This is a genomic window from Paenibacillus lupini, from assembly GCF_011761355.1.
GTDB lineage: Bacteria > Bacillota > Bacilli > Paenibacillales > Paenibacillaceae > Pristimantibacillus > Pristimantibacillus lupini.
In genome coordinates this window covers 449,655-462,146 of sequence record NZ_JAASRW010000006.1, presented here as the reverse complement: position 1 = coordinate 462,146, position 12,492 = coordinate 449,655, and the positions used below count along the sequence as shown (strand labels likewise).

Sequence of the window (12,492 nt, the reverse complement as noted above, 5' to 3'; positions counted from 1 at the left end):
CTAAAATAGTGGTCAATTTCCTACATAACTAAGCATAGGAATGTAATACTTCACTAAAAAAGTTGGTCCACTCGATCAATGATGTAGAGATAATCCCGGGCGGAATGAAAATTGCGGATTGCGGAAGCGATGGGAGGAGGCACGGCATGGACATTTTCAAGCGGATATCGGAGTATCAGACAGAGAGTGAAAAGCTTGCTTGGACTGGATCTTTTAGAGAATACATTGAGTTGTTAAGAGAGGACCCTTCCCCGGCCATGACTGCGCATGCGCGCGTCTATGAAATGATTGAATCATTTGGTGTGGAGGAAAATAGTGGAGGTAAACGCTACAAATTTTTCGAACAGGAGATCTTTGGTCTTGATCGTGCAGTGGAGAAGCTAGTGGAGGAGTATTTCCATTCTGCAGCCAGAAGGCTCGACGTTCGTAAACGGATTCTACTTTTGATGGGCCCCGTCAGCGGTGGTAAATCAACGATTGTTACGATGCTCAAGAAAGGGCTGGAGCGTTTCTCCAGAACGGAGAGGGGAGCTACTTATGCGATTAAGGGCTGCCCGATGCATGAAGATCCACTTCATTTGATCCCGCATGAGCTTCGTCCTGAGATTGAGAAGGAGCTTGGTGTAAGGATTGAAGGTAATTTATGCCCGTCCTGTCAGATGAGGCTTCGCGTGGAATACGATAGCGATATTGAGAATGTGCTTGTTGAAAGGGTGCTTATATCGGAGGAGAATCGGGTAGGTATCGGTACATTCAGCCCATCCGATCCGAAATCACAGGATATCGCTGACCTTACCGGCAGCATCGATTTCTCGACGATTACCGAATTTGGATCGGAATCCGATCCTCGGGCTTACCGGTTCGACGGCGAGCTTAATAAAGCAAACCGGGGCTTAATGGAGTTCCAGGAAATGCTGAAATGCGATGAGAAGTTCCTATGGAACCTGTTATCGCTGACGCAAGAGGGGAACTTCAAAGCAGGGCGGTTCGCGTTAATATCGGCCGATGAGCTCATCATTGCCCATACGAATGAATCCGAGTACAAATCGTTTATCAGCAACAAGAAGAACGAGGCGCTGCAATCCCGTATGATTGTTATGCCAATTCCATACAACCTCAAAGTATCTGAGGAAGAGAAGATTTATACGAAATTAATCGGCCAAAGTGATATGAAGCATATTCATATTTCACCGCATTCCCTGAAGTCGGCGGCAATCTTCTCCATACTTACCCGTTTGAAAGAAACGAAGAAGCAAGGCATGGATCTTGTGAAGAAAATGCGCATGTATGATGGAGAAGAGGTTGAAGGATTTAAAGAGGCCGATCTGAAGGAAATGCAAAATGAGTACATTGAGGAAGGCATGTCTGGCATTGACCCGCGTTATGTTATTAACCGGATCTCCAGCGCACTCATTAAGCAAGATATGTCTTGTATCAATGCACTCGACGTGCTGCGTGCTCTGAAGGACGGACTTGACCAGCATCCTTCTATTACGAAGGAGGAGCGGGAGAGGTATCTGAACTTTATCTCGGTAGCGCGTAAAGAATACGATGGACTGGCGAAGAAGGAAATTCAGAAGGCTTTCGTTTATTCCTTCGAGGAATCTGCCCGTACGTTGTTCGAGAACTATCTCGACAACATCGAGTCCTATTGCAACTGGTCCAAAATTAAAGATCCTCTCACTGGTGAAGAGATGGATCCAGATGAGCGTCTGATGAGATCCATCGAGGAGCAGATCGGTGTATCTGAAAATGCGAAAAAGGCTTTCCGCGAGGAAATATTAATCCGTATCTCTTCCTATTCGCGGAAAGGCAAAAAGTTCGATTTCACAAGTCACGAAAGGCTGCGTGAGGCGGTTGAAAAGAAACTGTTCACCGACCTGAAGGATATTGTGAAGATTACGACATCGACCAAAACACCTGATGAAAGCCAATTGAAGCGTATTAATGAAGTGACGAAACGATTGATTGATGAGCATGGTTATTGCCCGGTATGTGCCAATGAGCTACTGCGGTATGTCGGAAGTCTTTTGAATCGTTAAACTAACAAGCCCGGATTGAAAGCCTGTGGACCTCAGTGTCCACAGGCTTTTCTTGTCATGAAGAATACAAGATTGCATTCAGGTGGATTCCATATTTTCCGATATAATCTATATAAGATGAAAGGAGTTAAGGCCAATGATTCAAGTCTCAGAAGAACGTCTAAAACAGCTTGCGTATACCCGTATTACGGAAGAGGATTTGAAGCGGCTCGCGGATTGCCGTCCAATCTTCGAGCAGGTGGTTGAAGAAGTCGTTGAGCGGTTCTATGATAGTATCGGTGAGCAGCCGCATCTCATGCAAATTATCGCAAACGTAAGTAATATTGAACGGCTTAAACAGACCCAACGTGGCTATTGGCTGTCGCTGGCCTCAGGTGTTATCGATCAAGCTTACATTGAGAACCGTATTACAGTAGGGCTTGTCCATTCTCGAATTGGACTTACAACCGATTGGTATTTGGGAACTTATATGACATATCTCGACATTGCTACAGTAGTACTGCAACGTACTATTCCGGACAAATGGACGGTCATTGTACATTCCCTGTCCAAGATGTTTAACCTTGATTCGCAGCTTGTGCTTGAAGCTTATAACCGTGCAGAGCAGGCTCTTATTCAAGATTTGGCTGATCAAAAATCAGTTATGCTGACGACAATCACGGAATCGGTTCAACAGTTGGCAAGCTTAATGACCGAGCTTGATCAAGGTGCGCAATCGATTGCTGAAGCGGCTGTATCCACTTCTCAATCGCAGGATCGGTCGCATGAGCTGCTTGGTGATCTCGAAGAAGAGCTTGCCGGCATAACAGAGATGGGTCTCCTAATCCGTGGGATCGCAGACCAGACGCATCTTCTTGGGCTTAATGCTGCGATTGAAGCGGCACGGGCAGGGGAGATGGGCCGAGGATTCGAGGTTGTTGCAAACGAGGTTAGAAAGCTGGCAGCTTCCTCACGTTCTGCCCTAGAGACGATTCAAACGAATTTGGATGAAATTCAGAAGAAGGTTCATTTGGTTCAATTGGAATCCGAGAAGACATCAGTGGAAGCGCGTAATCAGGCTGCAAGGTCACAGGAGCTTGCGGTATTTGTACAAACCGTCGATTCCGTTACAAAAGATTTACGGCAATTGAATACATAACAAGAGAATAGGCATATGATATAAAGCAGGGATTCTTCGCCAGCGCAGAAGCCCTGCTTTCGTGCTATATAAGTTGACATGAAAATCCAAATCTTGTATGATAAATCTAACAAAAAATGACTTTATTTAAGGATATTAAGTGTTTTTATGTAAGAAAACTTAACAAGTAGGTGGCAAGCCAACTTTGGTAGTCATCATCGCAGGCATCAAGAAGGTGCCGCACCATCATGGAGGAGGCGGTTGGCATGTCGACGGCCAAACAGTCGCAATCGCATTATTACGATTCGCAATCATTTTACGATGAAATGTTCGAGAAAGACTTTTCGGTTCGTCCCCACTATGAGAATATCCACCGGCTGTTCACGAGAATGAAGCCGTCGGAGCTCACGATGAGACAACATGCCCTTAATCAACGCATGATGGAAGAAGGTATCACCTTCACGCTTTATAGTCCAAACCAAAGCGAGCCCCTAGAAAGAACAATACCATTTGATTATATTCCACGCGTTATCCCCAAGCATGAATGGGAAGCCGTTGACCGCGGCGTCCGTCAACGGACCAAAGCGCTCAATATGTTCATCCACGATATTTATCATAACCAGCGCATTGTATCCGACGGAGTCATCCCAAGACGAATGATTGTATCCAACATATATTTTCGTCCAGAAATGATGGGGTTAGACGTTCCAGGAGGCGTTTATATTACGTCCTCCGGCATAGATTTAATTAGAGACGAGAAAGGCCGTTATTTTGTCCTCGAGGATAATCTCCGCTCGCCTTCTGGTTTCTCTTACTTATTCAAAGGCCGTACTATGATGAGTGAGCTGTTTCATGATCTATACTTGTCCTCTTCCGTCCAAAGTATTGAACGCAGCTTGAACTATTTCCTGAGCTCACTTCGATCACTTGCGCCAAACGGCAAGAAGGACCCGTTAATTGCACTGCTTACTCCCGGCGCCTACAACTCGGCTTATTATGAACATACCTTCCTCGCGCAGCAGCTCGGCATTCATTTGGTTGAAGGCCGTGATCTCGTCTATAAGGATCACAAAATTTATTTGCGCGATATGAGGGGACTACGCCAAGTTGACGTCATTTATCGCCGCATTGATGACGATTTTCTTGACCCGCTTGCTTTCCAGCCGGATACGCTGTTAGGCGTTCCAGGTCTGATGAATGCTTACCGGGCAGGCAATATCGCGATCGCGAATGCGCCGGGTACCGGTGTTGCCGACGATAAGGCAGTTTATGCTTACGTTCCGGATATGATTCGTTATTATCTTGGAGAAGAACCAATTCTGCATAACGTGCCTACGTATCTTTTATCCCGCAAGGATGAGCGTGACTACGTTCTGGATCACCTGGATCAGCTTGTGGTGAAGGAGACCTCTCTCTCCGGTGGATATGGTATGCTGATTGGTCCTGCTGCTACACCAAAGGAAATTAAAGAGTTTGCCGAGGAAATCAAAAAAGACCCTAGCCGCTATATTGCACAGACGACTATGAAGCTGTCACGTGCGCCGGTTATGGTGGATGGCGTAATGGCGCCGCGCCATATTGATTTGCGGGCATTTGCTCTGATGGGTGAAGAGTCAACGCATGTTATTCCAGGCGGTTTAACTCGTGTTGCGTTAAGAGAGGGCTCACTTGTGGTCAACTCATCGCAAGGCGGAGGGGTTAAAGATACATGGGTGTTAAATCGTTAAAATAGTCAAGATAAAGAATGGAGGTATCGCTGTGCTTAACCGAAACGCTGAAGCGTTGTTTTGGATTGGCCGCTATATGGAACGGGCGGAGAACCATGCGAGATTAATTGATGTCCACTATCACCTGCAGGCAGAAGATGAATTAGGCGTTGAAGCTTGCGGTCGAGACGGCGAAGATAATGAGGTGCCTTGCAAGTGGACTCGTATTGTTGATGCTCTAGGCAGCAGAGGCTCTTATGAGCAGCAATATGGGAGTTACACGGAACAGGACGTTCTACATTACATCACGCTCGATCGGGATAATGCCAATTCGCTCGTTTCTTGTGTCAGTCATGCGCGGGGAAACCTTCGTACGCTGCGTGAGAAGGTTCCAAGCGAGCTGTGGGATACAATCAATTCCTTTTATTTATGGCTGCGTGAGAAACAGCCGGAGGATTTCCTGAAAGAATCTCCTCACCTGTTCTATGGTCGGATCAAGGAGTGGGCTGCTTTGTTCCAAGGACTCTGCCAATCGGTAATGCCTCGTGAGAATGAATGGCATTTCATCGAATGCGGACGTTTCCTGGAGCGGTCGGAGAACACCCTTCGGATTGTTAAAGCAGTAGGCAATGCGGCTGCCGGAGACGGCTGGAACAATACAGGGGCTTACCCTTATTTACAGGCTGTCTTGAAATCACTCAGTGGTTATCAATCGTTCCGCCGCTCATACGCAGATGGCATGTCGGTTGAGTCCATCATGGAGTTTGTTATTCTGAATCCATCGTTTCCGCGATCGGTTCAATTCTCCTTCCATGCTCTCGACGAGCATATGAAGCAAATCGAGCTTACAGATAAACAACTCCGGACCGCTCATGACCGTGTCATTCGTCAAGTGGCGAAGGTGAAAGCGGATATAGCTTGCCTGGAGCATGACGATATGATTATCGATCGTAATGGTTCGATTGTTGGACATTTACTGGATTCGTGCCAGATGCTGGGGCACTCTTTTGCAAAAACCTTTTTTCGTATGGGGGAGGCAAGCGCATGAAGCTAAATATCTCTCACGTGACGCAATACGATTACGAAGGGTCAGCGATGGACAGTGTCAATGAAATTCGGCTGACGCCAAGCACAAACGAACGCCAATCCTGCTATCAGCAGGCTATCTTTATCGAGCCGAATGCCTCCCTTTTCAGCTATGAAGACTTTTTTGGCAACCGAGTGCATTCCTTCTCTGTGAATCCGCCTCATAAGCGGCTGACGATCCGCACACAGATGACCGTAGTAACCAGACATGCGCCAAGTCCTGAGGAGCAGGCCGCACTCTTAAATGGCAAGCTGGCAAGGGAGGCATGGGCTTGGCTGGAGACGGAAGAAGCGGCTAACCGCTTTATTGAATTTCTGATGCCTACTAGCTACACCAACATAACGGATGAAGTTCGGCAATTTGCAGGTAACGTCGTGGATAACGATGATATAAGCGTGTTAGGCTGGTTAATTGCGTTGTCCAGCAAGATACGCTCAGAATTCATCTATGACCCTGAAGCGACGACTGTCACAACAAAAGCAAGTGATATGATCGAACGCAAGCGTGGGGTTTGTCAGGATTTTGCCCATCTCATGACCGCATGCTGCCGGGTGTATAATATACCGGCCCGTTACGTAAGCGGCTATCACTTTGTAGGTGATCTGCAAGGCGGCACTGCTGACTTTGAGCAAGCGTCTCATGCTTGGGTGGAAGCTTATGTACCTCAACTTGGCTGGTGCAGCTTTGATCCTACGAATGTAGAGCCAGTCGGCGAGCGTTACGTGAAGCTGGGCCATGGCCGTGATTACAAGGATATTGTACCGGTGAAAGGTGTTTACCGCGGCAGCGGCGAACAGAAGCTGAAGGTAACCGTTGATGTCCGTAAAGTTGAAGCGTAAAGCGAAAATAAAAGGCTGCTTGCAAAGGTTCCTTTAGGGATGAACCGTTGCAAGCAGCCTTTTATACGTTAACCGAGGAAATACCGCAGCTCTACTTCAACCTCTTCAATAACAACATCCGTTATCTGCTGATCTCTTGTATATCGCCACTGCTCATAATAATCCTCTTTCATATAGACATGAACCATAAACCTAGACCCCACATTAAACATCACCCTATAACCTACGAACTTATCTTTGGACAACGGTATCACCTCGGATGTCTTATTCCTCGATTGTAAGTACTATAAAAATTATAGTGAAGATAGAGAGGAATTGCTATAAGCCGTTATCATGCTTTCTTGGGCACTTTTTCCTAAATTTTTTCTCATAATTCCCAGCAAGGGCTGGAAGCTATGGAGGAAGAAATATCCTTACATTTTCCCATAAATACATCTTTAAAAAGAGGGGCTAAAGCAGTCTGGGACTGTGTTTGGGTGGTACTTCTGTAGTGGGTCACAGCTGTAAACTGATGGTAAAAATAGCTAGATGAGAAGGTTATTATTTTGGCTTAGTCTATCAATAGTGGTAGTTTTTGGTCATTGCGGAGAGTGTTGGAATTATCATTTAATAGGAGTGGGAGGGATGTGAAAACATGAAAAAGCAAATACTTAGCCTCGCTATTATTGGATCTTTACTTGGTACAGCCGGTATCGCAAATGCCAGCACGACATGGACTACGTCAAGCGCAGTAAACAAGTACAATCAATACATAAACGCCGATAGCTATGTGAAGGACGAGCTCTATAATGTGGCTGATTTCCACTCAAAGTATGGCAGTCAGTCGAACACTCTTGCTTACCAAATTGTCGATCGGGCGATCTGGTATATGGAAAATGGGTATATGGTATACGGCAGCGGTTCTGATGCTTACGGTAAATATGGCTACGAGGATTGCTCGGGCTTTGTACGTTTTGTGTTTGGTGATTTTGGATTCAATATAACAGGCACATCTGCAAACTATAACACAGTTGGTACGAAAGTTGCCGGTGTAAGCAAGCAGAAGGTTAACGGCAAATGGAAGCTGACAGGTATCGAAAATCTGCGGATTGGCGATATTCTGACTTGGCAGGAAACAGATCATATTATGCACGTAGCTATTTATATGGGAACGAATCGTGATGGACAGCCGGTAGTTATCGGCACACGTTCAGATGGTAATCCAACAGCACTTGGCACGGTGGACGGCTGGGAATACTGGTGGGGCGAGAATTTCAAGGAAGCACGCCGCGTAGTTCCAACAGCTGGATTTAGCGGTATGGCTGGGAAAACGATCAAGGCTCCTACTATTCCAAGTAAGTATGTACTGCCGCCGCAGAAGAAGGTGCCGGCATGGACAGGTCCTAATACTTCAAACGGTAATTCGGGTACAGTAACCCCGGATCCAAAACCTACAAATCCGTCAACACCGTCGGATTCAAACACTACATATGTGGTAACGGTAAAAGGCTGGGTAAGCCTGAAATCGTCTGCGAGCTCCAGCTCGTCAACCGTTGGCCGCCTCGAGCTTGGCCAAAAAGCTGAGCTGGTCAAAAAGGCAAACAGCTACTGGTACCAAGTGAAAGTAAACGGACAAACTGCTTACATCACAACTAGCAGTACTTATACGAAGACAATAACGGAGTAGAGTTGGCAGAAGGGAACTCACTACTGAATGACATGACCACGTGTAACCTGGTGCTTTGGGAAGGGCTGCTTGGACAACGAGGATAATGTTCATGAAGGGGTGCGTTCCTCAAAAGACAAACTCAAAAGGGGGTGTCCCATAAGTCATGAAAATGACGATGGGACACCCCCTTTTTTTATCTGGGCTAAACAGCAGTCTGCGCATTTAAATGTTCTTCCAATCGCCATTGCTCGGGGATTCCCTGAATCAACGAGGTAAGGTTGGAATCCCCTCACAAAAGCGACCGCTGACGCTTCTCCAGAATCATTTAACTGCTCCGTCTACTCTTAACCTGTTCATGAATGCTCAAACAAAAAGAAGCCAACCCTTGTTAAAATGGAGGTACCACCCAACCATTCTAAGTAAAGAAGACATCCCCGAAAATCATCTTGTCCGCGTCATCAACGATGCGGTCAATCGCTTAGATATGAATCTCTTCACTAAAGCTTATCCCGGAGGTGGCCGGGACAGCTACCATCCTAAAATGCTATTGAAGGTTATCATTTATGCCTACACGAAGCGCATTTACTCCTCTCGCCAAATCGCGAAAGCGGTACGTGAAAATATCATGTTTATATGGCTGGCTGCGAGGCAACGCAGGGATAACTCTCCGCAGCACTATTTTCATGGAAATTATTTCGTTAATTTACTAAAGCGAGCCGTTCTCTAGCGAGCGAACCCCTTTTGAGACGGCCCCTTCATTGTTACTCAGCAAGTAGTGTCCGTATACGATTATCTACGATACTGGTATCCCATGGGTGAAAGAAGACATGATCGCCGTCATCCGCAATACTAAAGGAATAGGCTATCGGTTCATCCTCCGTATAGAAGACCATCTGATAATAAGTTGGATCTCCATTCTGGCTGTTGGAGGTATAGTTAGGAGTGTATTCTCCTGACTTCAAAAGATGGATAAAATCGGATTTTTCGTTGTCAATCAACGTCCGATAAGGAGTCATTTCGTTCATTTTATACAACTCAATTTGGCTAACCTTGTCGTAGGGAATATCTTTGAAGTTTCTATTATGTGTTTTATTAAATGCTTCTCCTACGTATAAGCGATAGCCGCCTATGGCTCGATCATCCTTAGCCGCAATAAGCTCTTCATGCTTAAATCCTTTTACCTCATAAAGCTTCGTGCCAATGGCCAGAAACGCAGCGTCGCCATCCTTGGTCCGATAATCCGGATTCGAGACAACATCTGCTAACTTGAATTTCACCTCACCAACGACATGATCCGTCATATCGCTGCTGTCCACAAGTACACCATCGTAAAGACCAGAGTAAGAAAGCCCGTTCAGCTTAACGAAATCTATCCAGTCTATAATCGCATTGCCTTCAATGGATTGGGATTGATCTTTGTTGAGATCATTGACTGGAGCGTTAACCGGATCCTTTTCCTGTGTTAAGGCCCAATATCCGATTACACCTACTACTACGATTAGAAGTGAACTTAAAATGATAATAATCGGATTCTTTTTCAACTTACACCACTCTCCTGTTAATTAAGTAACGGGTCCATTCCGCAATTAGTTGCAGATGTGTGCAGGCCTATCCACATAAGCACAAGTAGTAGAAGGCGGCGGTTCATACACTGCATTGGAGGGTGAATGCAATGTACGATAAAAAATATAACAGTCGCAGTATATATGGGAAGCTTAAGGTGTGCCGGTATTTGAATTCGCATAAAACGTTAAAAGAGCTCGTTCCTCATACCGTTTCGTTCAGCCGCGAACATATGGAATCGATGCTAGCAAGCCACTCTTCCATCTATGTAAAGCCGGATTCCGGCTCGCAAGGGATGGGGATTTTTAAAGTAAAGAAGTCGGAAGGCTCCGGCTATACGGTCAAGCATATCGTGAAGAAGAAGCAATTAAGCCATCATTTGGATACGGCTTCAGCGGTCTACGATTATATAAACAAGAAGTCGGAAAAAAAGCTTATTATCCAAAAAGGCATCAAGCTTGATAGGGTAAACGGCAGAGCTTACGATATCCGGGTGATGGTGCAGCGTAAGCCGGACGGACCATGGACAGTGAATTGTTACTCCGTTAAAGTAGGTGCATCAAAGAAGATAGTGACCAACTATTATCAAGGCGGTAAGCTGTACACGATGGAGAAGCTAGGGAAACAACAAGGGAAATCAGAGGCAACAACTTCGAAGCGGTTAGCCGATTTGAAATCGATGTCCCTTAAGATCGCAGAGCATCTCAGCAGCAAACGCGAGGGGATGCATGAGATGGGAATCGATTTTGCTTATGACCGTAATCAAAAGTTATGGGTCATTGAAGTGAACTCGAACCATCCGCAATTTTATCCGATGAAATGGCTTGATCCAAAGGCCTATAAGAAGATGAAAGAGTTCGCGAAGAGTTACGGTAGGAAGGATGCGTAATTTAGCTCGATGCGAAAAAGACCGGAAGTAGCAGCCAAAGCTGCTCTTTCCGGTCTTTTGCATTTCTTCATAATCGGATTACACAAACTTCCGACTCGTCTTTTTCCCATCGCAGCTGAACACAATCTTTTTGTCTTCGACAACCGTTTCCAGATGGACATTTTTGCCCCATAGTTGAACCACATAAGGGAGGGTGCGCTCGACATACTTGAGGTCAAGCTCCGTTCCCTCATAGTTATGCTTCATATAAAGCTCGCCAACCCGGTTGAAGTCGCCGTCCGTTACAACGAGGCTTGGGAAGCCGCCGTTTACCTTAGAATAGACGAGCTGCTCACGGATGTTTTCCCAGGATTTATCGGTGATTTTCCACTCAGGACCTTTCTTTTCGAAAATATAAAGATCAAGCTCATCCACCAGGTTCTTCGTCAAGTAGTTGCGGAGGAAGGAGATATCCGAATCAAATTCACGGACTTCGAATATTTTCTCACGGCCTTTGCCTGGTACACGACCGAAGCGTGCTTGTTCCTCTTTCGTAGGATTATCCCAACGTTTCTCGATATCCTCAAAGATCTTCAGACCTAGATAATAGGGATTAAGACTATGTTTTGAAGGGACTACAACTGAGGAGTTCAGCTTGGCGAACTCAATGGTCTCATCGCTCGTGAGCGGCAATTCGCGGATAATACGCTGATGCCAATACGAAGCCCAGCCTTCATTCATAATCTTCGTCTCAATCTGCGGCCAGAAGTAGAGCATCTCGTCGCGCAGCATGGACATGATATCGCGCTGCCAGGGCTCAAGCTTTGGCGAGAATTCCTCAATGAACCAGATCAGATCCTTCTCAGGCTCTGGCGGGAATTGGGTGAGAGCGGGACCTGATGCGCCGTCGGAATCCTCGGCCGCTTCAAGGGACCAGAGATCTTCGTAATCCGATTTGGCGGACAGCTTCGATGAACGTGATTTCTCCTTGGTCAGCAATTCAATATAGCGGGACTTATCGAGTTGGTATGGCTTAATAATGGTAGGATCAACATGCTCTTGAATAGCAAGAACGGCATCAATGAATTTCTCGACGGCCTCCGTACCGTAATCCATCTCGTATTGGGAGATGCGATCGGCTGTAGCAGACATACTTTCGACCATATTGCGGTTTGTTGCGCTGAAACGGGCATTATTCTTGAAGAAATCACAGTGGGCAAGAACGTGAGCGACGATCAGCTTGTTCTGAATAAGCGAGTTACCCTGGAGCAGGAAGGCGTAACAAGGGTTCGAGTTAATAACCAGCTCGTATATTTTGCTTAGACCGAAGTCGTATTGCATTTTCATTTTATTGAACGTTTTCCCAAAGCTCCAGTGACTGAAGCGTGTCGGCATACCGTAAGCGCCAAACGTGTAAATGATGTCCGCCGGACAAATCTCATAACGCATAGGGTAAAAATCGAGCCCAAAACCTTGCGCGATTTCTGTGATTTCATCAATAGCTCGTTCTAGTGCACGGATCTCATCCTGATTCATTCCGCTATCCCCCCGTACTTAATAAATACCGTTCATACCATTTGTATGCCTATGCCACTAGTGGATATGCCCTCCCGGTTCAAGTA

At 46.0% G+C, this 12,492-nt stretch carries 9 protein-coding genes and 2 pseudogenes; 9 read left to right on the top strand and 2 right to left on the bottom strand.

What is annotated here, in order from left to right:
* Positions 1 to 146: 146 nt before the first annotated feature.
* The 8 genes and pseudogenes from FHS17_RS21140 to FHS17_RS31260 form a co-directional block, all read left to right on the top strand.
* Positions 147 to 2,042, top strand: coding sequence for a PrkA family serine protein kinase (locus tag FHS17_RS21140; protein ID WP_167280422.1), 1,896 nt, complete (start codon positions 147 to 149; stop codon positions 2,040 to 2,042).
* Positions 2,043 to 2,178: 136 nt separating this feature from the next.
* A pseudogene (locus FHS17_RS31270) lies at positions 2,179 to 2,637 on the top strand (protoglobin domain-containing protein); the annotation flags it as partial.
* A 48-nt stretch (positions 2,638 to 2,685) separates the two neighbouring features.
* Complete coding sequence (locus FHS17_RS31265; RefSeq protein ID WP_424992015.1) at positions 2,686 to 3,180, top strand: methyl-accepting chemotaxis protein; 495 nt, start codon at positions 2,686 to 2,688, stop codon at positions 3,178 to 3,180.
* 245 nt (positions 3,181 to 3,425) lie between these two features.
* Positions 3,426 to 4,886: a circularly permuted type 2 ATP-grasp protein gene (locus tag FHS17_RS21130; RefSeq protein ID WP_167280420.1), complete on the top strand. Its 1,461-nt coding sequence runs from the start codon at positions 3,426 to 3,428 to the stop codon at positions 4,884 to 4,886.
* Between the two features lie 31 nt (positions 4,887 to 4,917).
* On the top strand, positions 4,918 to 5,913 hold the full coding sequence (locus FHS17_RS21125) for an alpha-E domain-containing protein (protein WP_167280419.1): 996 nt from the start codon (positions 4,918 to 4,920) through the stop codon (positions 5,911 to 5,913).
* Positions 5,910 to 6,791 carry a transglutaminase family protein gene (locus tag FHS17_RS21120; RefSeq protein WP_167280418.1) on the top strand — a complete coding sequence of 294 codons (882 nt, stop codon included), beginning with the start codon at positions 5,910 to 5,912 and terminating at the stop codon, positions 6,789 to 6,791. The genes FHS17_RS21125 and FHS17_RS21120 overlap by 4 nt, the downstream gene beginning before the upstream one ends.
* A gap of 634 nt (positions 6,792 to 7,425) precedes the next feature.
* Positions 7,426 to 8,457, top strand: coding sequence for a C40 family peptidase (locus tag FHS17_RS21115; protein ID WP_167280417.1), 1,032 nt, complete (start codon positions 7,426 to 7,428; stop codon positions 8,455 to 8,457).
* A 367-nt stretch (positions 8,458 to 8,824) separates the two neighbouring features.
* Positions 8,825 to 9,151 (top strand): annotated as a pseudogene (locus FHS17_RS31260) (transposase); the annotation flags it as partial.
* Positions 9,152 to 9,200: 49 nt separating this feature from the next.
* On the opposite strand, the gene FHS17_RS21105 reads toward FHS17_RS31260, so the two are convergent.
* Positions 9,201 to 9,980: a hypothetical protein gene (locus FHS17_RS21105; protein ID WP_167280416.1), complete on the bottom strand. Its 780-nt coding sequence runs from the start codon at positions 9,978 to 9,980 to the stop codon at positions 9,201 to 9,203.
* A gap of 131 nt (positions 9,981 to 10,111) precedes the next feature.
* Between FHS17_RS21105 and FHS17_RS21100 the strand changes: the two genes are divergently transcribed.
* Entirely contained in the window at positions 10,112 to 10,891 is a 780-nt protein-coding gene (locus FHS17_RS21100; RefSeq protein WP_167280415.1) for a YheC/YheD family protein, read from the top strand.
* A 78-nt stretch (positions 10,892 to 10,969) separates the two neighbouring features.
* On the opposite strand, the gene FHS17_RS21095 is transcribed toward FHS17_RS21100, so the two are convergent.
* Positions 10,970 to 12,406: a SpoVR family protein gene (locus FHS17_RS21095; RefSeq protein ID WP_167280414.1), complete on the bottom strand. Its 1,437-nt coding sequence runs from the start codon at positions 12,404 to 12,406 to the stop codon at positions 10,970 to 10,972.
* Positions 12,407 to 12,492 lie beyond the last annotated feature (86 nt).